Annotated in this window: 21 protein-coding genes and 2 pseudogenes; 4 read left to right on the forward strand and 19 right to left on the reverse strand. The window is 69.2% G+C overall.

The window, feature by feature from the left end:
• Positions 1-15: 15 nt before the first annotated feature.
• The 3 genes from NOD94_RS01440 to NOD94_RS01450 all read right to left on the reverse strand — a co-directional run bounded on the left by NOD94_RS01440 (position 16) and on the right by NOD94_RS01450 (position 1,183).
• Entirely contained in the window at positions 16-405 is a 390-nt protein-coding gene (locus NOD94_RS01440) for a hypothetical protein (RefSeq protein WP_281203806.1), read from the reverse strand.
• Positions 406-482: 77 nt separating this feature from the next.
• Positions 483-728, reverse strand: a complete 246-nt coding sequence (locus tag NOD94_RS01445) for a hypothetical protein (RefSeq protein ID WP_281203807.1) — start codon at positions 726-728, stop codon at positions 483-485.
• Between the two features lie 155 nt (positions 729-883).
• The gene (locus NOD94_RS01450) at positions 884-1,183 is read right to left on the reverse strand and encodes a hypothetical protein (RefSeq protein ID WP_281203808.1); all 300 of its coding nucleotides are present in this window, start codon (positions 1,181-1,183) and stop codon (positions 884-886) included.
• An 80-nt stretch (positions 1,184-1,263) separates the two neighbouring features.
• Between NOD94_RS01450 and NOD94_RS01455 the strand changes: the two genes are divergently transcribed.
• Complete coding sequence (locus NOD94_RS01455) at positions 1,264-1,899, forward strand: VOC family protein (RefSeq protein WP_281203809.1); 636 nt, start codon at positions 1,264-1,266, stop codon at positions 1,897-1,899.
• 291 nt (positions 1,900-2,190) lie between these two features.
• Here NOD94_RS01455 and NOD94_RS01460 read toward each other — a convergent pair whose 3' ends face one another.
• The gene (locus NOD94_RS01460) at positions 2,191-2,742 is read right to left on the reverse strand and encodes a hypothetical protein (protein ID WP_281203810.1); all 552 of its coding nucleotides are present in this window, start codon (positions 2,740-2,742) and stop codon (positions 2,191-2,193) included.
• Positions 2,743-3,016: 274 nt separating this feature from the next.
• Here NOD94_RS01460 and NOD94_RS01465 point away from each other — a divergent pair, with 274 nt between their 5' ends.
• Positions 3,017-3,325 (forward strand): hypothetical protein, encoded by a 309-nt coding sequence (locus NOD94_RS01465; protein ID WP_281203811.1) that lies wholly within the window; start codon positions 3,017-3,019, stop codon positions 3,323-3,325.
• Positions 3,326-3,624: 299 nt separating this feature from the next.
• Here the strand turns inward: NOD94_RS01465 and NOD94_RS01475 are convergent, their stop codons facing one another.
• The 5 genes from NOD94_RS01475 to NOD94_RS01495 form a co-directional block, all read right to left on the reverse strand.
• Positions 3,625-6,474 carry a glycoside hydrolase N-terminal domain-containing protein gene (locus NOD94_RS01475; RefSeq protein ID WP_348652301.1) on the reverse strand — a complete coding sequence of 950 codons (2,850 nt, stop codon included), beginning with the start codon at positions 6,472-6,474 and terminating at the stop codon, positions 3,625-3,627.
• Between the two features lie 106 nt (positions 6,475-6,580).
• On the reverse strand, positions 6,581-7,570 hold the full coding sequence (locus NOD94_RS01480) for an aldo/keto reductase (protein ID WP_281203812.1): 990 nt from the start codon (positions 7,568-7,570) through the stop codon (positions 6,581-6,583).
• 69 nt (positions 7,571-7,639) lie between these two features.
• Complete coding sequence (locus NOD94_RS01485; RefSeq protein WP_281203813.1) at positions 7,640-8,971, reverse strand: sugar ABC transporter substrate-binding protein; 1,332 nt, start codon at positions 8,969-8,971, stop codon at positions 7,640-7,642.
• A 70-nt stretch (positions 8,972-9,041) separates the two neighbouring features.
• Positions 9,042-10,046: a carbohydrate ABC transporter permease gene (locus NOD94_RS01490; protein WP_281203814.1), complete on the reverse strand. Its 1,005-nt coding sequence runs from the start codon at positions 10,044-10,046 to the stop codon at positions 9,042-9,044.
• Between the two features lie 4 nt (positions 10,047-10,050).
• Complete coding sequence (locus NOD94_RS01495; protein WP_281203815.1) at positions 10,051-10,971, reverse strand: sugar ABC transporter permease; 921 nt, start codon at positions 10,969-10,971, stop codon at positions 10,051-10,053.
• A gap of 505 nt (positions 10,972-11,476) precedes the next feature.
• Here NOD94_RS01495 and NOD94_RS01500 point away from each other — a divergent pair.
• Positions 11,477-12,931: an RICIN domain-containing protein gene (locus NOD94_RS01500; RefSeq protein WP_281203816.1), complete on the forward strand. Its 1,455-nt coding sequence runs from the start codon at positions 11,477-11,479 to the stop codon at positions 12,929-12,931.
• A 94-nt stretch (positions 12,932-13,025) separates the two neighbouring features.
• On the opposite strand, the gene NOD94_RS01505 is transcribed toward NOD94_RS01500, so the two are convergent.
• The 6 genes and pseudogenes from NOD94_RS01505 to NOD94_RS01530 all read right to left on the reverse strand — a co-directional run.
• Positions 13,026-14,777 (reverse strand): glycoside hydrolase family 35 protein, encoded by a 1,752-nt coding sequence (locus NOD94_RS01505; RefSeq protein WP_281203817.1) that lies wholly within the window; start codon positions 14,775-14,777, stop codon positions 13,026-13,028.
• A gap of 203 nt (positions 14,778-14,980) precedes the next feature.
• Positions 14,981-15,790: a DeoR/GlpR family DNA-binding transcription regulator gene (locus NOD94_RS01510; RefSeq protein ID WP_281203818.1), complete on the reverse strand. Its 810-nt coding sequence runs from the start codon at positions 15,788-15,790 to the stop codon at positions 14,981-14,983.
• A 106-nt stretch (positions 15,791-15,896) separates the two neighbouring features.
• Positions 15,897-17,030 carry a galactokinase gene (gene galK / locus NOD94_RS01515; RefSeq protein ID WP_281203819.1) on the reverse strand — a complete coding sequence of 378 codons (1,134 nt, stop codon included), beginning with the start codon at positions 17,028-17,030 and terminating at the stop codon, positions 15,897-15,899.
• Positions 17,027-17,986 (reverse strand): UDP-glucose 4-epimerase GalE, encoded by a 960-nt coding sequence (galE, locus tag NOD94_RS01520; RefSeq protein ID WP_281203820.1) that lies wholly within the window; start codon positions 17,984-17,986, stop codon positions 17,027-17,029. Before galE ends, galK begins: the two co-directional genes overlap by 4 nt.
• On the reverse strand, positions 17,983-19,032 hold the full coding sequence (galT, locus tag NOD94_RS01525) for a galactose-1-phosphate uridylyltransferase (protein WP_281203821.1): 1,050 nt from the start codon (positions 19,030-19,032) through the stop codon (positions 17,983-17,985). Before galT ends, galE begins: the two co-directional genes overlap by 4 nt.
• Positions 19,033-19,318: 286 nt before the next feature.
• Positions 19,319-19,588: pseudogene (locus NOD94_RS01530) on the reverse strand (serine/threonine protein kinase); the annotation flags it as partial.
• Between the two features lie 249 nt (positions 19,589-19,837).
• On the opposite strand from NOD94_RS01530, the pseudogene NOD94_RS01535 reads away from it, so the two are divergent.
• Positions 19,838-20,399: pseudogene (locus NOD94_RS01535) on the forward strand (response regulator transcription factor).
• Between the two features lie 35 nt (positions 20,400-20,434).
• Here the strand turns inward: NOD94_RS01535 and NOD94_RS01540 are convergent.
• The 4 genes from NOD94_RS01540 to NOD94_RS01555 form a co-directional block, all read right to left on the reverse strand.
• Positions 20,435-21,244: a DeoR/GlpR family DNA-binding transcription regulator gene (locus NOD94_RS01540; RefSeq protein ID WP_281203822.1), complete on the reverse strand. Its 810-nt coding sequence runs from the start codon at positions 21,242-21,244 to the stop codon at positions 20,435-20,437.
• A 405-nt stretch (positions 21,245-21,649) separates the two neighbouring features.
• Positions 21,650-22,681, reverse strand: a complete 1,032-nt coding sequence (locus tag NOD94_RS01545; protein WP_281203823.1) for an ABC transporter permease — start codon at positions 22,679-22,681, stop codon at positions 21,650-21,652.
• Positions 22,678-24,267 (reverse strand): sugar ABC transporter ATP-binding protein, encoded by a 1,590-nt coding sequence (locus tag NOD94_RS01550; protein ID WP_281203824.1) that lies wholly within the window; start codon positions 24,265-24,267, stop codon positions 22,678-22,680. The genes NOD94_RS01545 and NOD94_RS01550 overlap by 4 nt, the downstream gene beginning before the upstream one ends.
• A gap of 138 nt (positions 24,268-24,405) precedes the next feature.
• Positions 24,406-25,455: a substrate-binding domain-containing protein gene (locus NOD94_RS01555; protein WP_281203825.1), complete on the reverse strand. Its 1,050-nt coding sequence runs from the start codon at positions 25,453-25,455 to the stop codon at positions 24,406-24,408.
• Between the last annotated feature and the right edge of the window lie 116 nt (positions 25,456-25,571).

A 25,571-nucleotide genomic window follows, 5' to 3' on the forward strand; every position in this document is an offset into this window, starting at 1 on the left:
CGCCGGCCGGTCCGCTCAGGCCGTCGCCGGCTCCGTCCGCGCGCGGGCCTTCTCCAGGCCGCGCACCATCGGTGGCGCGGCGAGTCCGAGCAGGGCGAAGAGCGCCGCGAGGACCAGCCAACCGGTCGACGCCGCGCCGACGACCAGGGAGGTCATCAGCCACGGCCCGGCGAACTGCTGGAACCCGCGCCCCAGGGAGAAAACCGCCTGGTACTCTCCCTGCCGGCCCGCGGGGGCGAGCCCGAAGGCCAGGCCCCAGCTCGCCGAAGCCTGGTACAGCTCGCCGAGGACGAGCACCAGCGCGCCGCCCAGCAGGGCCGCGCTGTCCAGGAGCGCGCCGTGCCCCCCGCTCACCGCGAAGACCAGGCAGGACGCCCCCAGCGCCCACCCGGCCCAGCGCAACATACGTGCCGAATCCGCCGGGGTACGCGCGCCCCTGCTGACCGTGACCTGGAACAACAGCACCAGGACGGTGTCCAGGATCAGCAGCCCCGGTGCAGTTCGAGCGCGGCGGCTTCGAGAGCGGCCTGGTCGTTGGTCTCGACCGTCAGCACCGAGTCGGCCGCCGCGCGCACGGCGTCGGAGAGCCGGCGGTCGCCGGAGTCGGCGGTGGCGACGACGACCCGCAGTCCCATCTCGGCCGCGACGCCGATCAGGGTGGCGCCCCCGGAGGAGGCGGGTTCGACCACGAGGACGCGGGCAGGGCGAAGTGCATCTGTGCGCGGCAAAGCGAAATCCCCCGGGCAGAGCTGTATGGACCGGACTGGTGATCGCGGCCCTGATGACGATCTTTCTATCCGGGCGCCTTGACCTCGGTCAACGGATTACCGCAAGGAATGTCAGCACGAGCGCCCCGAGCCGCACATTTTCCGGAACAAGGGCCCTACCACCGCTTGTTCGGCCCCCGGCGGCGACCGAACGCCTCAGTGAAGGTCCTCAGCGGCGAGCCGCCGCCGGTCCGCTGGACGACCCGGCCCTCGTCGAGGCCCTCCACCGCCGGAGCCTGATCGTCGACGCGGCCCAGCACGGGCCGCGCGTCGAGTTCGCCGACTCCCTCGACCGGCGCGTCCTGGAAGTGAGGTGTGCGTGGTGCTGCATGCCGGATCGAAACCCTGTGGCAGCGCCGCTGCCCGGCTTCGACCGGGCTTCCCCCGTCGGGATGACGATGAACGATCCGCTCCACGGCTGAACCCACGGCGGACGCGGCCGGGGTGGCGGGCGTGGCGGCGGGATTTGTACGGGTTGCCGGGTGATGATCGCGCAGTGAGACTTGATCACGTGTCCTACGCGGTGGCCCGCGACAGCTTCGTCTCGACCGTCCAGTGGATCGGATCGGCCCTTGGCGGCGGGTTCGTCGACGGGGGCGTGCACCCACGATTCGGCACCCGCAATTTCATTCTCCCGCTGAGCGGCGGCACCTTCGTCGAGGTCGTCACCACACTCGACCACCCCGCCGCCGACCGCGCACCCTTCGGCCAGGCGGTAGCGCGCCGCGCCGCCGAGGGCGGCGGCTGGCTCGGTTGGGTGGTCTCCGTCGACGACATCGCCCCGGTCGAGGCCCGCCTCGGCCGCACTTCGGCCGAGGGCCACCGCGTCCGCCCCGACGGTTTCGACCTGAGGTGGAAGCAGATCGGCCTGCTGGAACTGCTGGAGGACCCACAACTGCCCTACTTCCTCCAGTGGTTGGTCCCCATCGAGGAGCGCCCGAGCGCCGACCCGCGCACCTCCAGCACCATCCACGGGGTCTCCATCGCCGGCGACGCAGCCTCCATCGCCGAATTCCTCGGCGAACCGGCCGACCACCCCCTCGACCAGATCGACGTCACCTGGGTCGAGGAAGAGGAACCGGGCCTGGTCACGGTCGAGTTCGCCACCGCCCACGGCCCGGTCACGATCTGACGAGGGCCCGACCGCCCCGCGGAAGCGACCGGAGGATCACAGGCTTGTCGGCCGACGTGCTCCGCGTCCAGGCCCTCGCACTTCATCCGCAGGGTCATGGGGTGGTCGGCCAGGTAGCCCCGGAGGGTCCCGCGCTGTCGCGGCTCGTCGTCCGGGCCCGCCCATATCGCGGCAGACGGTCGGCCGGCTTCATCGTCGTGCGGCTCAACCATTCATGTGTGCCATGTTCGCCCGTGCGGGCCGGACGTGCCGCGGGGCTTGCGCGGTTCCTCCGGCGAGGCGCGCCGGCCTTCAGGTACGGGAGACGAACCAGTCCTCCTGCGCGCAGGCGCGCCGTGCCTTGCGGGTGGTCCGCCGCAGGGGCGACAGCGCGTACCCGGCCATCGCGTATCCGGCGCCGGCCGACAGGAGGGCGAGGGCTCCCAGGGCCGGCAGCGAGAACGACATGACCGAGTCGCGGGTCTGCTGCCGCTGGTAGGTCAGGCAGGAGTCCATCACGTCGTCCACCCCTCCCGCGTCGGGGCCGGGAACCGGCTGCGGGCAGGCAGTGTTCCGTACGACGACCGAGGTACCGGCCCCCAGGTCGAGAACCGGTTCGCGCGCGTCGTCAAGGGCTTGCACCGCGAATACGGAGACCGCGGCGAGCAGGACCGTCCCGGCCATCATGAACACGCCGCCGTACAGGCAGGTGAGGCGCAGTCGGGTCACCGCTCGCCGGTCCGGCGCGGGCCGCTCGTCCAGGAGGGTCGCGGCTGCCGTCGCCGCACCGGGGCGGGCGGTCGGCGAGGGGGCGCCGAGGGCGACACCGCGGGTGGTGGCCTTGCTGCGGACTCGGATGGGCATCGGTACTTTCCCCTGACGATGTGACAACCCCCCACTCTCGCCTGACCACCCGTAAGCGGCACGTCAGCTCGGGAAACGCTGGAAGGTTTGCCCGCTTATCATGCTATTTGTTCACGTGCCCGTGGGTGGGCGCAGGGGTCGCCCCGTGTCGTTGCCGCGCAGCAGGTTGATCGGCCTGGCAGCCGGGACTCAGAAGACGGGCGAATTGCCGATGTCAGCGGGCCCACATACGTTTCGGTTGACCGTCCGGCCGGGTGGCGAGGAGGGGTGAGACATGAAGTGGGTCGGGGATGAGCGGCTGGCGGCCGGGCCTGAGGCCACCTGGTACCTGGAGACGGCTTTCACGCCCGGCGCTCACCTGGGCACGGTGTACGACGATCCGACAACGCCCATCGTTGTGACGGGCATCGAGGAGGTGACCGCCATGCGTGTACCCAGTGGTCGGGGCGTCTTCCCATGGCCGGGTGTGTCCTACGGGCTGGTATCCGAGGTGTTCGTACCAGCAGGCGGCCGGGGCCTCGGGGCGTACGGCGAGCATGGCCCGATGGGCGGGGATGCCGTCGAGGGGGCGCCGCTGACGTGATGGCGGTGGGCACCTGCGCAGTCCCGGGGCGTGCCCCGGGCACCTGGTGACCATCGCGGGCCTGCCGGGCGCAATCGTCGAACTTTCCGAGCATCGGCGACAACAACAACGACGCAGGGCCACCGACAGGCGCCGCCGGCCGGTGCGAGGGAAACCCGCGCGCCCGCCGACTGGTGCGCGCACGCACCTCGGTATCGGTCGGCGGGCGTACCCGACGAGCTGGGAGGCTACGGACGAGGTAATCGTCACCCATCGACTCGGGGGAAAGTGGCAGTGCCACTCCGGAGGGATTTCCTCGCTCATCTGCTGACGCGGCGCCATTGTTGCTGGGCGCTGCCATCGAAAGTCTGTTGTTCGAGGGTGGAGCCGTCCGCGGCGGAGCGGTTGGTGATGCCGAGTACCTTGCCACTGCGGGCGCAGGTGAGGGTGATGTGGCCGTCGCCGGTTTCGGTCACCTTCCAGAACTGGTTGTCGGCGTATGTGGGGTTCCACTGGACGAGTTTTGCTCCGTCCTCGGTCCCGCCGCCCCTGATGTCCCAGGCCAGCCCGTGAGTGGTGCGGATGCGGTGCAGGTCGCTTCCCACGGGGATGAAGCGGAACTGTTGGTTGGGCGCTTCGCTCGGGGTGTACTGGATGAGCTCGGTGCCGGGGCTGGTGGAGGCGCCGGGGATGTCGACGGCCTTTCCGCTGTGGCGATTGATCAGCTGGAACACGGTGTGCTGGGCGGGCGGTGTGACGGTGACGGATCTGCTGGAGGGGATGGTGACGGTCGTGTTCCAGGCGCCGAAGACGACGGTGGTCGACCGTCCGGCCGGGCCGTGCAGCGTGGCGTTCGTGACTTGTCCGGACGACCATGCGAGGTCGACGGTGAGACCGCCTCGTACGCCGATGCCGGTGATCGAGCCGGAAGCGGCCCAAGCATCGGGCAGGGCCGGTAGCAGCTCGACGCGTCCGGGCCGGGACTGGACGAGCATTTCGAGCATCGCCACGGGCGTGCCGAAGTTGGCGTCGATCTGGAAGACGGACCAGCCGCCACGGCTGTACATGTCGAACAGGTTGATGGCGGAGCCGTTGCTGTGGCCGAGGGAGGGCTTGAGCACGGACATGACGCACTGGTACGCCTTGTCGGCGTGCTTGAGGTGGGCCCAGCAGATGGCGCGCCACGCGGTGGCCCAGCCGAAGCTTTCCATGCCGCGTTCCTCAAGGAGCTTGGTGGTGCCGGCAACGAGGGCGGTGGGGGAGTCCTGGAGGTTGATGCGGTCTCCGGGGAACAGGCCCATGTGCGCGGAGAGGTGGCGGTGGGCGGTTTCGCCGAGGTTGTCGTCGCCCATCCACTCGGCCAGCCGGCCGCTGGTCGCGCTGACCTCGGGCAGGTACAGCCTGCTCTGGAGGCCCGCGATGGTGGAAGCGTAGGAGGCGTCCCTGCCGAGTTCCGCCGCGGCGGCCCGGTAGTTCTTGAAGAGCTGCCAGACCAGCTCCTGGGCATAGGTGATGCCGCGGGCATCGTCGGGACCGTGTTCCGGGGACCAGTCGTGGTCGTCGATCAGGACCTGGCGGGCGGCGCCGGTCGCGGGGTCGGTCACGGTCGTCGTGATCAGCCGTGCCTGCCAGAACTGGCAGGCACCCTTGAGTAGCGGGTAGATCTTGGCGAGGTGGGTGGTGTCCTGGGTGAATTCGTAGTGCTCGTACAGGCAGTTTCCCATCCACGCGTTGCCGGCCGGGTGCCACCACCAGCCGTTGCCGCCCCAGACGTTGGTGGATATGGCCAGAGTCCAGCCGGCCACGGTGCCGGAGGTGTTGCGGAAGCGGTTGCGGGAGTCCTGGAAGAGGTCCCTCGTTCTGGCCTGCCAGCCGGGGAGCTGCGCGACGCAGTAGTCGGTGAACGCGTCGAAGCACTCCGACAGGCCCGCCCGGTCGGGCAGCCAGTAGTTCATTTGGACGTTGATGTCGGTGTGGTAGTCGCTCATCCACTCGGGGGTGTTGGTGTCGATCCAAAGCCCTTGCAGATTGGTCGGGAGGCTGTCCCGGGACCCGGTGATCGTCAGATAGCGGCCGAACTCCAGATAGGCGGCCTCCAGCTCCGGGTCGGGTGCGGAGTCGGCCGCGGCCCGCGCCGCCAGTCGTGCGGGGGTGTCCAGCATTCGCTGCGCGGCTGTCGAGGTTCCCAGGTTCACCGACATCCGCTGCTGGAGCCGGTGGAAGTCCGCGACGTGCGTAGCCAGCAGTGCCGTACCGGTCGCCGCCGCCGCGGTCGCCGTCCTGCTGCGGGCCACGGTCAGCGGGGCCAGTGCGGGGTCCTTGTAGGCCACGGAGGCGTCGGCCGTGTAGTTGGTGCCGCCGGACAGGATCAGCACGACCTCGGTGCAGTCCATGAACGTCACCTTCGGGCCCGCCGCCGAGACGCTGCCGCCCGTACCGACCGCCTTGAGCAGGGCCGCGTACTTCAGCGCGTTGGGCAGCGCCGCAGCGAACCAGACCTCCGACGTGTCGGCATTGGCCATCACCGTCTCGTCCCGCGTTCCGGCGAGGGTCAGCGACCCCGTGCAGGAGCCGCCGCCGCTCTGTGAGAGGCGTACGACGATGACGTCGTCCGGGTGGCTGGCGAACACCTCGCGGCGGTACGTCACGCCCCCGAACTCGTACGAGACGGTGACCAGGCCATTGCTCATGTCGAGGGAGCGGCGGTACCCGCTGATCGCCGAGCCGGTGTGGGCCGGAATCTCCAGGTGGGCCTTGGCCAACATGCCGAAGGCGCCGAAGTCGTCCGTGCCGTAGGGGAACTGCCCGTCGGACTGGAGCGCGGCGTTGGCGTGGCCCGTCCACAGCGTCGCGTCCGCGAGGACGAGCGTGTCCCGGACCGGGTCGCCGGACACCAGCGCGCCCAGCCGCCCGTTGCCCACGGGAAGGCCCTCCTCCATGATCACGCTTTCCCGGCCCGGCGAGCGGTACCAGAGCGTGACGGCCTCGTTCTCGGGAACCGGTGACAGCCTGCTCGGACGCGTCACCGCGGCCGCGGCAGGAGCGAACTCGGGAAGCGACGACATCGCGAACAACGCCCCGAGAGCGGCGGCTGCTCTCAGGACGCCACGGCGGGACACCTCGGGATCGCCGTCCGCTGCCGGTGGGTGGGGGGTGGGGTTGAACGTCACGCTGCTGCTCCTTCGGTCGACAGGATTTCGCATCGTTACGGTGTTCTTGCCGTTCGTTCCGTGCGGGCTGAGGCAGTTACCTGTCCGGAGACAGCCGCAGACATGGTCAGCGGGTCAGCAGATCGATCTCCATCAGCTCCTCCTCCGACAGAGGTGCCCGGTGCAGCGCGTCCAGATTCTGGTCCAGTTGGATCACACTGCTCGCGCCGGTGATCACCGACACCACCCGGGGGTCGCGCAGCACCCAGGAGATCGCAAGTTGTGCCAGGCTCTGTCCGCGTCCCTCGGCGAGCTTGCCCAGGGCGCGCAGCCGCTCCAGTCGGGCGCCGGTCAGCGCCTCCTCCTTGAGGAAGTGTCCGACCGACATCCGCGAACCGGCGGGCACCTCGCCGGAAAGGTACCGATCCGTCAGCAGCCCCTGAGCGAGGGGTGAGTAGGCGATCAGACCGGTTCCGGTGTCACCCACGGCGTCCAGCAGTCCGTCCTCGGGAGCGCGGTCGAGGATCGAGTACCGGGCCTGGTTCAGCAGCACCGGCGTGCCCAGTTCCCGCAGGATCGCCACCGCCTCGCGGTGTTGCTCGGCGGGGTAGTTGGAGATGCCGGCGTGCAGCGCCCGGCCGGAGCGCACCGCCGTGTCGAGCGCCCCCATGGTCTCCGTGAGCGGGGTCTCGGGATCGTAGCGGTGTGAATAGAAGACATCCACGTACTCCAGGCCCATCCTCCGCAGCGACTGGTCCAGGCTCGCCAACAGGTGCTTACGGCTGCCGCCGTTCCCGTACGGGCCGGGCCACATGTCGTAGCCCGCCTTGGACGCGATGAACAGTTCGTCCCGGTACGGGCGGAAGTCCTGTGCGAACAGGTGGCCGAAGTTGCGCTCCGCGCTCCCGTACGGCGGCCCGTAGTTGTTCGCGAGGTCGAAGTGAGTGACACCCCGGTCGAAGGCCCGACGCAGCACTGCGCGCTGTACCTCCAGCGGCACGGTGTCGCCGAAGTTGTGCCACAGGCCCAACGACACGGCAGGTAGCTGAACACCACTGCGTCCGGCGCGACGGTAGGTCATGGCGGCGTAACGGCCCTGTTCGACCTGGTAGTTCATGTTGACCATCCTGCCTGCATTCCACCGGAAACGGAACTGAATCAACATGTATAAACATGAGTGGGCGCGCTATTCGGCGACGGTAAACCCTTGTTCTTTGCCGTACTTGGCACTTGTGGCCCTCCAGGCCGCCAGCCCTTGGGTCAGTGTCGTCGAGGAGACGTAGGCCTTGCCGACGGTGTCGTTGAAGACGGAGTTCGCGTACACCTGATAGGGCAGGTATGACCAGCCCGTGCCGACGTCACGTGCGGCGTCGGCCAGGATTCGGTTGGCCTGCTGACCCCCGAAGTAGGGGAACGGCGTGTCCAGGAAGGCCTGAGATTCCAGGTCTGCCCGGGTGGCGGGGAAGGCGCCGTCGGCGGAGCGGCCGGTGGCGCCGGCTCCCGTGGTCGCGTACTCGATGAAGGCGTAGGCCAGCGCCTTGTTCTTCGACGCCTTCGGCACGGCGAGGGAGCTGCCGCCGTTCTCCGCCCCGACCTTGGCACCCTTGGTCCACTGGGGGAGGGGTGCCACGCGCCAGTCACCCGACGCGGCGGGAGCGCCGGAGGCGAAGTTGGCGGGCATCCAGGCGCCGATGGACAGGGTCGCGATGCTGCCGTCCGACAGACCCTTGTACCACTCGTCGCTCCAGGAGGTGACGGGCGCGAGCAGCCGCTCGTCGATGAGCTTCTGCCAGGTACCCGCGTACGAAGCCGTGCCGGCGTCGCCGAAGTCGATGCCGATTTCGGTCCCCTCCACCTTGTAGGGGCGTCCGCCCGCCTGCCAGATCAGGCTGGTCGTGGCGCCGGCGTCGCCGGTGTCGTTCGTGATGTAGAGCTTCGGGTCCGCCTTGTGCAGGGCGCGCGCCGCTTCGACGTACTCGTCCCACGTGGTGGGGACGGCGACGCCGTGCCGGTCGAAGACCTTCTTGTTGTAGAACAGTGCCATCGGCCCGGAGTCCATGGGGAGGGCGTAGATCCCCTTGCCGTACTTGACCGCGCTCCAGGGACCGGTGGTGAAGGCCTGGTCGTGGGCGGACGCGCCGTAGGGGGAGAGTTCCTCCAGGGATTTGCCGATGGCGAACTGGCCGATGGCGTAGTACTCGACCTGGGCCACGTCCGGGGCTCCCGAACCGGCGGCGACGGCGTTCTGGAGCGCGGTGTACTGCTTGTTGTTCGTGCCTGCGTTGACGAGCTCGATGTCCACCTTCGGATACTTCTTCTCGAAGTCGGCGGCCACCTTCTTCAGGGTGGGTTCCCACGCCCACACCGTCACCTTGCCCCCGGCTTCGAGCGCTGACGCCACGTCCTTCGCGGAACTGTCGGGCCCGGGGTCCGGTGACCCGCAGGAGGTGGCGCCGAGGGTCAGGGCGCACGTCGCGGCGACGGCGGCGAGGATCCGGCGGCGGCTGTTCGTTCTCATCGGTGGTGCTCCTGGTTCGGTGTGGGGATGAGGTGGACGGGGGTCGGGACGAGGGGCGGAGCCGGGCGCGTCACTCCTTGACGCTGCCGGCGGCCAGACCTGACTGCCAGTAGCGCTGGAGCAGAAGGAACACACCGACGATCGGCGCGATGGTGAGCAGCGATCCGGTGATGATGAGGTCGAAGACGGGCTCGCCCCCCGCGGTCCTGGCCTGGGCGCTCCACGCGTTCAGACCGAGAGTGAGCGGGTACCAGTCCGGATCCTTGATCATGATCAGCGGCAGGAAGTAGTTGTTCCAGGTCGCGACCATGGAGAAGAGCAGTACCGTCACCGTTCCCGGCATCAGCAGGGGCAGGGCGATCCTGAAGAAGATGCGCAGTTCGCCCGCACCGTCGATGCGGGCGGCTTCGAGCAGTTCGGGAGGCACCGCTTCGGAGGTGAACACCCACATCAGGTAGAGCCCGAAGGGCGAGATGAGGGAGGGGATGATCACCGCCCAAGGGGTGTTGGCCAGGCCCATGCCGCTGAACATCAGGAACGTGGGGACGGCGAGGGCCGTGCCGGGGACGGCCACGGCCCCGATGACGACGGCGAACACGGCTCTGCGGCCCGGGAACTCGTACACGGCCAGCGCGTATCCGCCGAGGACGGCGAGCAGCGTCGCACCGCCCGCGCCAGCGGCGACGTACAGCAGCGTGTTCATCGTCCAGCGGACGAAGGCGCCGTCGTCGTAGGCCAGTGTGCGGGAGATGTTGTCCCAGAGCTGGAAGTCCTTGCCGACCCACAGGCCGAAGGAGTCGAGGAGGTCCTCCTGGTCCTTGGTCGCGTTGATCACCAGCCATGCCAGAGGCAGGAGGGAGTAGATGAGGACCAGTCCGGTCACCAGGGTCAGCGGGATGCTGGGCCTGGGGTCGAGGGGGGTGTGGGGCCGTCGGCTGCGCCGGGGCGGTGCCGCGCGGGACGGTTCGGCGGCCGGGGGTCTGCGCGATCCGGTCGCACTGCGCTTCGGGTCCGTGCCGGAGCGGACGGTGCGCTCCCTCGTGTCCGAGGAGACACCGCTCGGGTCCGTGATCATGTGCTCAGCCCTTCCGCATGCCGCGGAGCTGGACCGCGTAGGCGATGGCCGCGGTGAAGACGCCCATGACGATGGCGATGGTCGCGGCGTAGTTGTGCTGCTGCCCGGAGAAGGCGAGCGAGTACGTGTAGAGGTTCGGGGTGTAGTCCGTCGTGATCGCGTTGGGCGCGAGGTTCTGCATGATGCTCGGCTCGTTGAACAGCTGGAAGCTGCCGATGATCGAGAAGATCGTCGCGATGACCACCGCGCTGCGGATGGCCGGCAGTTTGATCGCGGTGACGATGCGCCACTCCCCGGCACCGTCGATGGCGGCCGCTTCGTAGAGGGAGCGCGGAACCACCTTCAGGGCGGCATAGAAGATCAAGGTGTTGTAGCCGACGAACTCCCAGGTCACGACGTTGCCTATGGAGGCGAGGACCAGTGCGGGGGAGAGCGGGTCGGGCAGGGACAGGCCGAAAGCGTCGTTCACGTTGCCCACCAGGCCGAACCTGGCGCCGTAGATGAAACCCCACATCAGGCTGGCCACCACGGCCGGTACCGCGTAGGGCAGGAACACGGCCATCCTGAAAAAGGCCTTGCCGTACAGCCGGCCGCTGTCAATGGCGAGCGCGACGAGCAACGCGATCCCCAGCATGATCGGCACTTGGACGAGCAGGAACAGCCCGATCCGGGCCGACCCCTCCCAGAACCGCGCGTCGGCGAGCGCCTGGAGATAGTTGTCCGCGCCGACGAAGGAGGTGCCGCCGATGAGACGGTCGCGCATCAGGCTGAGGTAGAAGGCGTATCCGATGGGAGCCAGGAAGACGAGGGTGAACACCGCTGCGAACGGTCCGGTGAACCCCCAGCCGACGAGGGCGTTGCGACGTGTGCGGGAACGTGAACGGGGCGGGGGGACTGCTTTTGCCGGTGCCGGCAGGAGCGTCATGGTGGGTCCTTGTGTCAGTGACCTTCAGGCCCGCGACGGAGGGGAGGAGATGACGGCCTCCGGGCCGGAAATCGGCCTCGTGGGGCAGGACCTGATGAGAAATGTTTACGTAATCATCGGTAGCGCGATGGTGGCACTCCTGCCCAGGAGCGTCAAGCGTCCGGCGCCCCCTCGGCCGAAATATTGACTGCCGGACGGCGAGGCCTGTCCGACGATGCATCTTCGCGGGCAGCCGGCTGTACCCGCCGGACGCAACTCGGCTCATCACAAGTGAGGTTGGGCGCGGAAGCTCCATCCGGGCCCGTTGAGAACGATTGGCGTCCAACTGCTTGACAGGCACCGACGCGGCTTCCAGACTCGCAGCCAACCGGAGTGTTTACGTAAACATTACCGGGGTGAAACACCGAGTTCACCGGGGTCGGCGTCATCGCCGGGTCCGAAGGCGCGGGCACACCTGCCCGCGCCGCGCACCTCTCACCCGCCCGCCAGCCAGCAAGAGGTACCCATGCGACGTCACCCCCCGCACCTTTCAGCCCTGTTCGCCGTCGTGGCAGCCCTGTTCGCGAGCCTCCTCGGCGGTCTCGGCACCGCTGCGGCCTCTCCTTCCCCGGTCACCGTCATCAACGCGACGCAATTCACCGATCCTGCGGGCCGTCCCGTCCATGCCCATGGCGGAGGGGTCATCAAGGTGGACGACCACTACTACTGGTTCGGAGAGGACCGGAACCCCGACAACAGCTTTCGGTACGTTTCCGCCTACCGCTCCACCGACCTCAAGACGTGGGAGTTCCGCGGCCACGTCCTGTCCCAGGCAACCGACCCGGAGTTGGCCACCGCCAACATCGAACGCCCCAAGGTGATGTACAACCGCGCCAACGGACAGTTCGTCATGTGGATGCACAAGGAAGGCAGCGCCACCGACTACAGCGAGGCCCGTGCCGCCGTGGCCGTCTCCTCCACGGTCGACGGTGAGTATTCCTGGCGCGGGAGTTTCCGGCCGCTGGGGCACATGTCCCGGGACATCACGACCTTCGTGGACACCGACGGCACCGGCTACATGATCTCCGCCGCCAACGAGAACGCGGACCTGCACGTCTACCGGCTCACCGCGGACTACACCGGCGTCGATACCCAGGTGCAGAAGTTGTGGGCCGGTCAGTGGCGCGAGGCTCCGGCCCTGTTCAAGCGCGACGGCGTCTACTTCCTGGTGACGTCCGGCGCCACCGGCTGGTCCCCCAACCAGCAGAAGTACGGCACGGCGGACAGCATCACCGGCACCTGGAGCTCGCTGCGGGACCTGGGCGACGGCAGGACCTACGGCTCCCAGACGGCCTTCGTGCTGCCCGTCGAGGGAACGTCCGGTGCCACCGACTACCTGTACATGGGCGACCGCTGGGGCAACTCCATGGGCGGCACGGTCAACGACTCGCAGTACATCTGGCTTCCGTTGAAGTTCCCGACCAGGACCACCCTGTCCATGGACTACTACCCCCGGATCATCATCTCGACGGAAACCGGCACCGTGCGGGGCACGGGGGACTGGAGCACCCTGTCCGCCGCGCACAGCGGCAAGTGCGCCGATGCCGCCGATTGGTCGGTGGCCGAAGGCGCCACGCTGATCCAGTGGGCCTGCGCCTCGGGCAGCGTCAACCAGCAGGTGTGGTTCCAAGGCGCGGGAGACGGCACGGTACGGATCATGCTCCGCCACAGCGGGAAGTGTCTCGCGGTCCGGGAGGCGTCCCCCGATGACGGCGCCGCCGTCGTGCAGGCCACCTGCGGTGACGCGCCCGGACAGAGGTGGAGGACGGCGCAGGCCGGCCCGACCGGGACGCGGCTCGTCGCCCAGCACAGCGGCAAGTGCCTCGATGTCGCGAACCGCTCCTGGGCCGACGGCGCCCGGCTCGTCCAGTGGACGTGCAACGGCGGCGACAATCAGACGTGGCGACGCTCAGCCGTCTGACCCGTCGCGCCCGCGCCCGGGCACCGCTGGGGCCGTGTTCCACTCAGTGCGAACGCACGGCGTGGAACACGGCCCCGCACGGCCGCCGGGGCGGTCAGTCCTCGACGGGACCGAGGTCGGGCGCGTCCCGGAAGTCGACCTTTCGTTCGCGTCCGGGCGCGTGCAGTTCGAGTACGACGACCTCGTTCCCGCCCCTGCGCAGCACCGGGCCGGGTACGTACAGCGAGCGCTGGGGGCCGCGGGACCAGTAGCGGCCCAGGGCGAAGCCGTTGACCCAGGCACTGCCCTTCGTCCAGCCGTCGAGGTGGAGAAAGGTGTCGGCCGTCCGGTCCGCGTCGAAGGAGCCGCGGTAGAAGGCCGGTCCGGTCGGCGTGGCCGACCCGGTGCCGAACGGGAGGTCCTGGAGCGCGGTGAGCGGCAGGGGACGACTGGCCCATCCGTCGAGCGGGGCCCCGTTCAGCAGAACGCCGCCGAGCAGCCCCTTGCGGTCGTGGATGCCCGGGCCGTAGTTCACGCGCCCCTGGTTCTCGACGAGAACGGTCAGGACGGTGCCCGGCCGTGGGACCGTGAAGGTGAGGGAGTGCTCGTGGCTTTCCCGCTCCAGCACGCCCACGGGCTGGCCGTCGAGGAAGATCTGGGCGCGGTCGCGCACCTGCTCCACTTCGAGCAGGGCGGGTCCGGCGTCCGGCAGGTCCGCCTCGTACAGCACGAAGCCGTAGTCCTGCCCGAGTTCCTCCATCGTCAGCGGACGGTGCGAGGCGACGGCGTTCCCGAGGGCCGGCGCGGCGACCAGCAGGCCGATGTTCTCGGTGAGCTCGACCGCCTGCGGGCCGAACTTTGCGGCACGTGCGGGCGGGAACTCCGTGGGGACCGGGGCGTATTTGGCGATGACCTCGCGGAACGCGGCGAACTTCTCGGTCGGGTCGCCGGCCTCGTCGAGAGGGGCGTCGTAGTCGTAGGAGGTGACGGTCGGCCGGTAGGTGTGCTTGTCGTTGGCGCCGTTCATGAAGCCGAAGTTCGTGCCGCCGTGAAACATGTAGAAGTTCACGGAGGCCCCGGTCGCCAGCAGCTCGTCGAGTTCCTGCGACGCCTGCTCCGCACCGCGGACGACATGGTTTCCGCCCCACCGGTCGAACCAGCCGATCCAGAACTCCGCGCAGAGCAGCGGTTCGGACGGCCTGGCGGCGCGCAGGGTGGCGAGGTGTGCTGCCGACCGGCTGCCGAAATTGGCGGTGGCGAGAACTCCCGGCAGAGCCCCGCGTTCCAGGTCGGCCGGCTGGTCACAGGTGAAGAGCGGCACGTCGACGCCGTGGCGACGCAGGGAGTCGGCTAGGTGTTCCATGTAGGCGGTGTCGTCTCCGTACGCCCCGTACTCGTTCTCCACCTGCACGGCGAGCACCGGCCCGCCCCGGGTGGCGAGCCGGTCGTGCAGCGGGGGCAGAAGCCTGCCGAAGTAGTCGTCGACCGCGGTGAGGAACTTCGGGTCGCGGCTGCGCAGTCGCACGGACGGGTCGGCCAGGAGCCATGAGGGCAGGCCGCCGCCCTCCCATTCGGCGCAGATGTAGGGGCCGGGCCGCAGGAGTACGTGCAGTCCCTCGTCGGCGGCGAGTTCGAGGAACCGCGGCAGATCGAGGCCGCCGTCCATGCGGAACTCGTCGGGCTGTGGCTGGTGGAGGTTCCAAGGTACGTACGTCTCGACTGTGTTGAGCCCCATGAGACGGGCCTTGTGCAGCCGGTCGTCCCAAAGATCGGGATGGACGCGGAAATAGTGCAGTCCGCCCGAGAGGATGCGGAAGGGGTCGCCGTCGAGCCGGAACCCGTCGTCTTCGATCTGGAGAAGGGGCATGCGTGCTCCTCAACTGGGCAGGGTGCGCGGATCGCGTCATGGAACTGTCGCTATCGAATGTTTGCGTAAACATCCTTGGTGTGGCAAGTCCTCGCTGCTTGTCCGGCACGCATCGTGGATGCCACACGGCAGCAGCGGGGGATAGGTTGTCGCGCGAGTGATGCCCACGGCCGACCGGCGGGGGCAGCGTGCTCCGGGCCGGCCTACGGCTGGGTGGCGCCAAGGAGTAGCTGTCCCACGGAATCCCTCAGGACGGAGCACGCCTCGGGGTCGAGGCCGTCGTCGGAGACGAAGTAGTCGATCTCCGAGAGCGCGACGAACCGGCTGAGACCCACGACGCCCCATTTGCTGTGGTCCGCGACCACGGCAACCTGAGTGGCGCAGTCGATCAGCGCACGGTTGGTTTGTGCTTCCGCGAGGTTCGGAGTCGTCGCGCCGGCGCGTTCGGACACGCCGTGGGCGCCGATGATGAGCAGGTCCACCTGAAGGGAGCGGATCGCCTGGTCGGCGAGAGGTCCGACGAGCGAGGCCGACTTGGTGGGAGTTCCTCCGGTCAGCAGCAGTGTGGGACCCGCGGGGCCGGCCTCGGCCCCGGTGGGCCGCAGCAGCTGGGCGACCGGCAGGGAATTGGTCACCACCGTCAGACCCGCGACGTCGCGGAGCCGGGCCGCCACCGCGTAGGACGTCGTCCCGCCGGAGATGGCCACGACACTGCCCGGTTTCACGAGGGCTGCTGCCGTGTCGGCCACCGCCGACTTGGCTCGCGACTCCAGACCGGCTTTTGTTTCGAAGGGCGGTTCGTCTCCTGTCGTGACGGAGGCGCTGATGGCGCCCCCGTGCACCTTCGACAGGGAACCCGTGCGGGCGAGGACGTCGAGGTCGCGGCGAATGGTCATGTCCGAGACGCCGAGCTGTTCCACGAGATCGGCCACCCGCACGGCACCGTCACGGCGCACGATGTCCAGGATGAGTACCCGGCGCTGGGGCGCCAGGCGTGCTGACTCGGTCACCATCTCGTCCCCGTTCCTGCGCGCTGTCCGTGTTGTACGCCGCCGAAGTCACACGGCTTTCCTCACAAACGAACAGTCTACGTCGCAGGGCTACGGCCTCACCGTGTTCTCACGCGATACGCCGGGCGCCCTCGGCCGGGGAGACCGGGAACAGATACGGAGCCTGGTACCCGGCCGCGGGAAACGCTGCGATGACGGCGGCGCCGATCACTTCCACCCGGGCCTCCTCCGCCAGCACGATGACGGACCCGCCGAACCCGCCACCGGTCATGCGCGCCCCGAGCGCTCCGTGCGCCAGGGCCGTGCTCACGACGAGGTCGCTCTCCGCACAGGAGATCCGGAAGTCGTCGCGCAGCGACGCGTGGCCGTCCGTGAGGATCGGCCCCAACGCCGCCAGGTGCCCCGCCCGCAGGAGCGAGACGGCCTCGGTGACCCGCGCGTTCTCCGTCACGACGTGCCGGACCAGGGGTACCAGGTGGGCGGGGAGAGCTCTGGTCGCCCGGGGCAGGTCCGCGGGGGTGAGATCACGCAGTGCGGTCAGCCCGAGCAGCCGGGCGGCGCGTTCGCACCCGGCTCGCAAGGCCGCGTACGCGCCGTCTCCGAGGTCGTGCTTCACCCGCGTGTCGACGACCAGCAGGCTCATCCCCTGAGCCCCCGGGTCGAAGGGCACCTGCTGGTGGGTTCCGGCGCGGATGTCCAGGTGCAGGGCCGCACCGGCGGTGCAACAGGCGGAGGCCAGCTGGTCCATGGCCCCGCACGGCACGCCGGCGAAGCCGTTCTCCGCACGCTGGCCGATCAGCGCGAGGGCGGATGGACTCAGGCCCAACCCGTAGAGGTCGTTGTAGGCGAAGGCGACCGCGCACTCGAGGGCGGCGGAGGACGAAAGGCCCGCGCCTGTCGGCACCGTGCTGTCGATGTGGAGGTCGGCGCCCCCGAACCGGTGCCCGGCCTCGCGCAGCGCCCAGACGACTCCCGCCGGGTAGGCACCCCATGTGGTGACGGCTCCGGGGGTGAGTCGGTCGACGTGGAGGTCGATGACCGGGCCGTCCCCTTGGGCGCTGTGCAGCCGCAACCGGCCGTCCTGACGTTTCCGCGCGGCGACCAGGGTGTTCTGGGTGAGGGCGATGGGCAGTGCGAAGCCGTCGTTGTAGTCGGTGTGCTCGCCGATCAGGTTGACCCGGCCGGGCGCCGCCCAGATTCCCTCCGGAGAGGCGCCGTAGATGCGCCGGAAGACCTCCCTCATACGATCACCTCACGTGCGAAGGCCCAGGCGTCGGCCACGATGGCGTCCAGTTCGGTGCGGCGGGGTCGCCAGCCGAGGCGCTCGCGCGCGCGGGCGGCGGACGCGACGAGTGCCGCGGGGTCGCCGGGGCGGCGGGGGCGGACGATCTCCGGGATCGTCCGGCCCGTGACCCGTCGTACGGAGTCGATCACCTCCCGGACCGTGAAGCCCTCACCGTTGCCCAGATTGCAGATCAGGTGCTCGCCCGGGCGGGCTGCCTCCAGGGCCAGCAGGTGGGCCTCGGCGAGATCGGCGACGTGAATGTAGTCGCGTACGCAGGTGCCGTCGCGCGTGGCGTAGTCGTCGCCGTGGACGTCGATGTGTGGGCGCCGCCCCAGGGCGACCTGGAGGGTGAGCGGGATCAGGTGCGACTCGGGTTCGTGGCGCTCGCCGTGTCCCGCGTGGGCACCCGCGACATTGAAGTACCGAAGGGACACGGCGGCGAGTCCGTGGGCGGCGGCCTCGCCGGTGATCAGATGGTCGACGGCGAGTTTGGTCGCGCCGTAGGGGCTGGTGGGTGCTGTCCGTGCGTCCTCCGCGATCGGTACCTGCTCGGGTTCGCCATAGACCGCAGCTGTGGAGGAGAACACCAGAGTGCGCACGTCCGCGTGCCGCATGGCGGCCATCAGCGCCAGCGAACCGGTCACGTTGTTGCGCCAGTACTTGTCCGGGTCGCGCACGGACTCGGCCACCTGCGAGGAGCCGGCGAAGTGCAGGACCGCGGTGTAGTCGGCGGTCAGGACGGAGACGGCATGCCCGAGACCGCCCCGGACGAACTCGGCGCCCGCGGGGACGGCTTGGGGCGCGCCGGTCGACAGGTCGTCGAGCACCGTCACGCGGTGGCCGGCTTCGAGGAGGTGGGCCACGACCACGCTGCCGATGTAGCCGGCGCCTCCGGTCACGAGGTATCGGTTCATGAGGCGACCTCTCGCAGTCGTGCGGCTGCGGCCTCCGGGGCGATGTCGTTGACGAAGGAGTCCATGCCGGATTCGACGCCGGCGAGGAACTTGAGCTTGCCCGCCGACCGGCGCACCGTGAACAGCTCCAAGTGCAGCGCCAGTTCCCGACCGCCGGTCTTCGGCGCCTGGTGCCAGGCGGAGATGTAGGGGGTGGGGGCCGTCCGAGCGGGCTCCCCGTCCTGGTGGAACAGCCGGTCGAACCTGCGCAGCAGCTCCAGGTACATCCCGGGGAACTCCGCTCGTTCGGCCTCCGCGAGCTGGGTGAGGTCGGGGACGCGGCGATGGGGGTAGAGGTGCACTTCGTAAGGCCAGCGGGCGGCGTAGGGGACGAACGCCGTCCAGTGCTTCCCCGTCAGGACCACGCGCGAGGTGGCGGCCCGGGCCTCCGCCAGCAGGTCCTCGAAGAGGTTCCCGCCGGTGACGGCCCGGTGGGTACCGGCCACGGCGATCATCTTGGCGGTCCGCGGCGGGACGAAGGAGAAAGCGTAGACCTGCCCGTGCGGGTGCGCGAGGGTCACGCCGATCTCCGCGCCGCGATTTTCGAAGCAGTAGACCTGCTCGACGCCGTCGCGGGAAGACAACCGCTCGGTGCGGTCCGTCCAGGCGTCGAGTACCAGCCGGGCGCGGTCCTCGGTCAGCTCGGCGAAGCTCGCGCCGTGCTCCGGAGTGAAGCAGACGACTTCGCAGCGTCCGAACCGCCCCGCCAGCGAGGGGAAGCGGTTCTCGAAGACGGCCACCTCGTAGTCCGCCGCCGGTATCTCGCTGTGGCGCCCGTTCCCCGATGGGCACAGGGGGCACGCGTCGGTCGGCGGATGGTGGACGCGTCCCTGGCGGTGCGAGGCGATCGTGACCCAGTCTCCGGTCGCCAGATCCAGGCGCAGCTCCGGATGACTGTCGACGGACACGAGGGCGCGCCGGTCGACCGTGTCGCGTTCGGCGCTCTCGTCGAGGTCGTAGTAGATCAGCTCGCGGCCGTCCGCGAGCTTCGTCGAGGTTCTCTTCACGGAAACGTGCCCGTCTCTCGGAGTACGGTACGGCGCTGTCGCGAGCCATACGTCGACAAGAGTAAACAGAAAACAACTAAAGTCAACGCGTTGTGTGTCGGGTGGGCGCCCGGCGATGTGCGTGGCGGGTTGAGCCCGGCGCGTGGCGCCGTCGCATCAGGCCGAATGCGCCGCCGGCCAGGCCTGCGGCGTCGCCCACCGCGCGCCCCCTGACGAGGCCGATCCGACCTGTGACTCGCCGGGCCGGGCGGACGGGAGATGGAGGGGGTCCTGTGGGGGTGGGGCACTCCATCACGATGCAGGGCAAGCTCTCGTCCTCGGCCACGTCGTACACCACGACCATGTGGGGTGGGCGATCCGGGCCGCGCTGCGCGCCTCGCGGCGTGTGCGGATCGTGTCGTCCGGCACGTGCGGAGGTGCATGGAGCACCTCCAGCGCCACCTGGCGTGCCGAGGAACTCGTCGTCGGCACGCCGGACGGTTCCCATGCCGCCGCGGCCGACTTGCTGCACCAACCGGTAGCGGCCGGCCACGAGCCGTCCTTGTTCCGACACCATTGCCGTTCCCCACTTTCCAGTTGCTCGACCGTACGGCGGACCATAACGCGACGCCGAATACGCGGCCGAGTGGTGCTGGAGCATGCATTCGAGGCCGGATTCCGGCTCGCCACAATTACTTGACACACCTGATGTGTGGTCAAATTTGCGACACCCCGTCACATGAGCGCAGAAATGCGACTTTGGGATCGGAATGATTTCGGGGCATCGGCGCGCATGGCGTCGGCTCGATACTGGTGAAGGCGGACGATGGGCCGGGCCAAGACCTCCGTACTGTTGGTCGAGGCCGACCTACGGTCACGCGCGGCCACATCGCTCTCCCCCGGCGCAACGGGTACGAGGTCCACGCGGCCGGCGACGGCGACGAGGGGTTGGTCCGCTTCAGGGAACTGCGCCCTGACGTAGCCGTCGTGGATGTCGCCCTGCCCGGCCTCGACGGAGTCGGCCCGCTGCAGCGCATCCGCACCGAGAGTCAAACACCGGTGCTGTTGACCTCAGTGCGGACCGATCCCGTGGACGTCGTGCTGGGGGCTTGAGGCGGGCGCCGACGACTACGTCACGAAGCCCTTGGACATACCGATCATCGTGGCGCGGATCCGGTGCGCGCTGCGTCGCGCCGCCCGTTGCCCGACGGCGCAGACATCGTCCCGGACGGCGGCGACGGTATTGGGTGACCTGCGAATCGACCTGTCAGGCCTGACGGTGCGGCGACAACAGGATCGTTGACGTGCACGTGCGGTGGTTGCGCCACAAGATCGGTCAGGAGCACATCGTCACCGTCCGCGGGTTCGGCTACCGCTTCGAGCACTGACGGGCGGTCTCACCGGGCATCCGCCGATCGTAGCCTCACGTCCCCCGAGTCTCCGCCAGGATCAGCCGGCCGACCTGTTCGCCGAGGACCGTGCGCGCCTGCTCGGCGAGTCCGTCGTCGGAGACGAAGTAGTCGATCTCGGACAGATCGGCGAACCGACTCAGTCCGACGACGCCCCACTTGCTGTGATCGGCCACAACGGCCAGCCGGGTCGCGGCGGAGATCAGCGTGCGGTTGGTCTCCGCCTCCGCGAGGTTCGGGGTGGTCACCCCGGCACGCTCGGAAACGCCGTGCGCGCCGACGATGACGAGGTCGACCTGCAGCGAGCGGATCGCCTGGTCCGCCAATGGACCCACGAGGGAGGCGGATTTGGTGGGGGCTCCACCCGTGACCAGCAGGGTCGGGGCGGAGGAGCCGTCCTCCGCCCCGAACGACCGCAGCAGCTCGGCAACCGGCAGGGAATTGGTCACCACGGTCAGGTTCGCGATGTCGCGCAGCCGGTGGGCGACGGCGTACGTCGTCGTTCCACCGGAGATCGCCACGACACTTCCGGGCTGCACCAGTTGGGCGGCCGCTTCGGCGACCGCGGCCTTGGCCGCCGACTGGAGGGTGGATTTGGTCTCGAACCCGGGCTCGTCGCCCGTGGTGCCCGACGTACTCACCGCCCCGCCGTGCACCTTCTCGACCGCGCCGGCCCTCGCGAGCACGTCCAGGTCGCGGCGGATGGTCATGTCGGACACCCCGAGCTGCTCCACGAGCGCGGCAACGCGCACCGCTCCCTTGCGGCGCACGGTATCGAGGATGACTTCTCGCCGCTGGGCCGCCAGCGGTGCCGACTCGGTCACAGTCCCACCCAAAGATCTCTAGCACATTCCAGACAGAGATCAATTGTACACCGCATCCAATGGGGGCGGGCGAGTGGTCCACAGGACCTCCGCCGAACCTTCTTGCGGGATGGTGGATTTGCCCGGTTGGCTATCCGATCCCCAGCCCGGTTTACCGTCCCCCTCTATTCTCCGCGTGTGCACATATGCCGAATGGCGAGGGCGCGTACTGAAATACCTGATCCAGATTCCCCTCGCGCTCCGTGTGATTGATCGCGTTTCAGGCATGCGGCTTTTCCGCGCCGGGCCGGGGCCCCCCCCCCCCCCCCCCCCCCCCCCCCCCCCCCCCCCCCCCCCCCCCCCCCCCCCCCCCCCCCCCCCCCCCCCCCCGCGGATCGCGCCGTACTGCCGTCGTGCCCGCCCGCGTCAGTGGGGCAGGCCGACAGCCCGTTCGCCGCTGCGGCGTTGCTGGATGACGACGGCGGCAACGAGGAGGGCGCCCTGGGCGACGTTCTGCCAGAAGGTGTTGATGCCCTCGACGGTCAGCCCGTTCTCCAAGGCGCCGAGCAGGGCCACCGCCAGAAGCGTGCCGCCGATACCGCCCTTGCCGCCCTTGAGGGCGCATCCACCCAGCGCGGCCGCCGTGATGGCCTTGAGTTCGAGGCCCTCGCTTCCCGAGACGGGCTGCCCGGAGCCGGTCCGCGCGGTCAGCAGGATGCCCGCGACCGCCGCGACCACGCCGATGAGCGCGTAGACGGCCACCAGGTACTTGTTGATGTTGATGCCCGCAAGGCGCGCCGCGGTGTCGTTGCCGCCGATCGCGTAGATGTTGCGACCGATGTCGGTGTACTTGAGCATGATGTGCACCGCCAGCGCCACGACCACAAGGATCCAGATCATCACCGGCACCCCGGCGATCTTTCCTCGGCCCAGGAACACGAAGAGGGGATCGTTGAGTACGTAGCCCTGCGCGCGGCCGTCGGAGACGAGCTGGGCCACGCCCTTGTAGGCCGCCAGGCCCGCGAGCGTCGCGATGGTGGGGTTGACCCTGCCGTAGACGATGGCGACACCGTTGACCACGCCGACGAGGATGCCGACTCCGACCGCGGCGGCCATCCCTAGGTAGGGGTTGGACCCGCCGGACGTGAAGACCATCGCGCTCACGACGGAAGCCAGGCCGGCCTGGGAGCCGACGGATATGTCGAGGCCACCACAGATGATCACGACCGTCTGCACGATCGCGAGCAGCCCGGTGATCGTCACCGCCTCGCCGATGACCTGGATGTTGGCGAGGCTGAGGTAGTTGTCGTTCAGGAACCCGAACAGGGCCAGGACGAGGACGAGGGCGCCGATCAGGCTGAGGTTCTGCCCGCCGAGCGAGGAGAGCAGGGCTCCTCCGGTCTTCCGCGCCGGAGCGGGAAGGTTGTCGGTGGCGGCCGGCGTCTGGGTGGTGGTCATCGAGCGTCTCCATCGGCGGAGTCAGTGAGCGGTCGGTCGGATGCGACGGGGGCGAGATCGTCTGCCATGGCGAGGTTGAGGATGGCTTCCTCGCTGGCTTCCGAGCGGCCCAGTTCGCCGGTGATGCGACCGTTCTGCATCACGACGATCCGGTCGGCGAGGCCCAGGACCTCGGGGAGTTCGGAGGAGATCACCAGCAGGGCGACCCCCTCCCGGGCGAGGTCGGCGATGATGCGGTAGATCTCGGCCTTGGCACCGATGTCGATCCCGCGCGTCGGCTCGTCCAGGATCAGGACCTTGGGTTTGCGCAGCAGCCAGCGGGCGAGCACGACCTTCTGCTGGTTGCCGCCCGACAGTTTGCGCACTTCGTGTTCGATCGAGGGGGTGCGCACCCGGAGCCTGTCGGAGAAGTCCTGTGCCACCGCCTTCTCCTGGCGGCTCCGGACGAAGCGCCAGCGGCGCAGCCGGTCCAGGCTGACCAGGGAGGTGTTTTCCCGGATGGAGCGGTGGAGGAACAGGGCCTGGGCCTTGCGCTCCTCAGGGGCGAGTCCGATGCTCGCGCGGATCGCGTCCCGGGGGCTGCGCAGACGTAGGGGGCGACCGTTCACGGAGACGCGACCCGAACGGATGGGCCGGTCGCCGGCGAGGGCGAGGGCGAGCTCGGAGCGCCCGGCCCCCATCAGCCCGGCCAGGGCGACCACCTCGCCGGCACGGACGTGGAGGTCGATACCGCTGACGTCGTCCGTGGTGACACCTTCCAGCTCCAGAACCACCTCGTCGCGGGCGACGTCCTGCCGCACGAACAGGGAGGACAGGTCACGGCCCACCATCAGGCGGACGACCTCCCCCTCGTTGGTGTCACGGGCTTCCAGCACGCCGGCGACCGTGCCGTCGCGCAGGACGGCGATGCGGTCGGCGAGACGGAAGATCTCCTTCATGCGGTGGGAGACGTAGATGACGGCGATGCCCTGGTCCCGGAGCCGGTCGATCAGGCCGAAGAGCGCTTCGACCTCGTTCTCCGAGAGGGAGGAGGTGGGCTCGTCGAAGGCGATGACCTTGGCCTCGCCGGTCAGCGCCCGCAGGATCTCCACCAACTGGCGCTGTGCGGGAGTGAGTTCGGATCCGAGTTGATCCGGATGGATGACCTTCTCGAATCCGAGCCGGGCCAGGTCCGCGGTGATGCGGCGGCGCAGCTCCGCCCGGTCGAGGCGGCGCAGGGTGGTGCGCGGCAGGGCCCCCGCGTACACGTTCTCGGCGACCGAGACGTGCGGGATGATCTCGGGCTCCTGCGGGATGATGCGTATCCCGGCCTTGTGGGCGTCGTGCGGCGACGGCAGGGTCCGCGGGCGCCCGTCCCAGAGGATGCTTCCCTCGGTGGGCTGATGGTCACCGGTGAGGATCTTCAACAGCGTCGACTTGCCCGCTCCGTTCTCGCCCATGAGGGCGGTCACCCGGCCCCGGGGGAAGGTGAGCGTGACGCCGCTGAGCGCCTGCACCGCACCGAACCGTTTGGTGATGTTCTCGACGGAGATCTCTTCGCCGGGATCCCGGGCGGGGACGGGTGGCTCTGTACCGGCTGTGGTCATGGGGGCCTCGCAAGCTGGGGTTACGTGGGGCGTTCGTGCCGGCGACGCTGCTGCTCGGCGGCGGCGGCGGTGGTCTGGACGGGTGGCGGGTACGGTCGCCGTTGCGGTGGCCGTACCCGTCCTGGCCGCGGAGCGGGCTCAGCCGCAGGTGAGGCCCGTGTCCTTCCAGTTGGAGGCGTCGACCATCTTGGTCGGGGCGAAGGCTTCCTTCGGGAAGTCCTTGCCGTTCTTGAGCTTGTCGTAGATCGTCTGCACCGCCAGGGCCCCTACGTCGCGGCCGTTGATGAAGAGGGCGGCCTTCATGCCGGACGGCTTGCCGGAACTCCAGTTCTTGCAGGCGAGGTAGGCGCCGAGGCCGACACCGATCACGTTGTCGGCCGTGAAGCCCGCGTTCTCCAGGGCGGTGACCCCGCCCTGGACGTTCTCGTCGTTGCAGCCCCAGACCACCCAGTGCTTCACGGAGGCGTTGGCGGTGATCGTCGCGGCGATCTTGTCCTGGGCGCCCGTCGGGGAGTTGTCGGTCGGCACGTCGATGTTCTGCACCGGTGCGCCCGCGGCCTCCGCGAACGCCTTCTTCGAAGCGTTGACACGGTCGGTGCACACGGTGACGTCCTGCTTCCAGGCCGATATCGTCCGCGTCTCCGCCGGGTTCCAGCCGGCCTTCTTGAATTCCTCGGCGGCACGCTTGCCGACGTCGCCGCCCATCTGCTGGCCACTGAACCCGATGCGGGGCACCAGGTCCTCCGCGCCGCAGGCGGAGGGGTCCGGGCCGGTGCTGCAGATCTGGTCGTCCGATGTCAGGAGGGCCACCTTGCCGGTCTTCGCCAGCTGTACGACCTGCGGGCCCACGGCCGGGTCGGGAACGACCAGGATCAGCCCGTTGCTCTTCTGTGAGATCGCCGCCTGGGCCTCGCTCACCGTCTTGTTCGCGTCGTTGCCCAGGTTCACCACCTTCAGGTCGATCCCGAGCTCACTCGCCTTCGCCTTCGCACCGGCGGCCTCGCCGATGAAGTACTCCTGGTCGCCCTGCTTCTGCAGATAGGTCAGGGAGATCTTCCCGTCGACCTTGCCGACGTCCGCGGTGCCGCCCGTCGTTTCCTGACCACTGGAACACGAGGACAGGACGAGCATCGTGGCCAGGCCCAGTGCCGCGGCTGCTACCGGGCGGTGGTGGTGGTGAGTGAGCATGTCGATCCCTTTGCTTGAACGGGTCGCACCGGGCGACCAGTGGGGCACGTGCGATGGGGTGGGGTTCGGTCCGGCCGCTGTCGTGAGCGCCGCCCGGGGCTGGAGGTCCCTGGAGA

The organism is Streptomyces sp. Isolate_45 (genome assembly GCF_024721315.2).
Classification (GTDB): Bacteria; Actinomycetota; Actinomycetes; order Streptomycetales; family Streptomycetaceae; genus Streptomyces.

Bases quoted from the DNA above. Each gene is read 5' to 3' on its own strand.
- NOD94_RS01440 (WP_281203806.1), bottom strand. From the start codon at position 405: ATGTTGCGCTGGGCCGGGTGGGCGCTGGGGGCGTCCTGCCTGGTCTTC.
- NOD94_RS01460 (WP_281203810.1), bottom strand. From the start codon at position 2,742: ATGCCCATCCGAGTCCGCAGCAAGGCCACCACCCGCGGTGTCGCCCTC.
- NOD94_RS01465 (WP_281203811.1), top strand. From the start codon at position 3,017: ATGAAGTGGGTCGGGGATGAGCGGCTGGCGGCCGGGCCTGAGGCCACC.
- NOD94_RS01480 (WP_281203812.1), bottom strand. From the start codon at position 7,570: ATGAACTACCAGGTCGAACAGGGCCGTTACGCCGCCATGACCTACCGT.
- NOD94_RS01485 (WP_281203813.1), bottom strand. From the start codon at position 8,971: ATGAGAACGAACAGCCGCCGCCGGATCCTCGCCGCCGTCGCCGCGACG.
- NOD94_RS01490 (WP_281203814.1), bottom strand. From the start codon at position 10,046: ATGATCACGGACCCGAGCGGTGTCTCCTCGGACACGAGGGAGCGCACC.
- NOD94_RS01495 (WP_281203815.1), bottom strand. From the start codon at position 10,971: ATGACGCTCCTGCCGGCACCGGCAAAAGCAGTCCCCCCGCCCCGTTCA.
- NOD94_RS01500 (WP_281203816.1), top strand. From the start codon at position 11,477: ATGCGACGTCACCCCCCGCACCTTTCAGCCCTGTTCGCCGTCGTGGCA.
- NOD94_RS01505 (WP_281203817.1), bottom strand. From the start codon at position 14,777: ATGCCCCTTCTCCAGATCGAAGACGACGGGTTCCGGCTCGACGGCGAC.
- NOD94_RS01510 (WP_281203818.1), bottom strand. From the start codon at position 15,790: ATGGTGACCGAGTCAGCACGCCTGGCGCCCCAGCGCCGGGTACTCATC.
- galK (WP_281203819.1), bottom strand. From the start codon at position 17,030: ATGAGGGAGGTCTTCCGGCGCATCTACGGCGCCTCTCCGGAGGGAATC.
- galE (WP_281203820.1), bottom strand. From the start codon at position 17,986: ATGAACCGATACCTCGTGACCGGAGGCGCCGGCTACATCGGCAGCGTG.
- NOD94_RS01545 (WP_281203823.1), bottom strand. From the start codon at position 22,681: ATGACCACCACCCAGACGCCGGCCGCCACCGACAACCTTCCCGCTCCG.
- NOD94_RS01550 (WP_281203824.1), bottom strand. From the start codon at position 24,267: ATGACCACAGCCGGTACAGAGCCACCCGTCCCCGCCCGGGATCCCGGC.
- NOD94_RS01555 (WP_281203825.1), bottom strand. From the start codon at position 25,455: ATGCTCACTCACCACCACCACCGCCCGGTAGCAGCCGCGGCACTGGGC.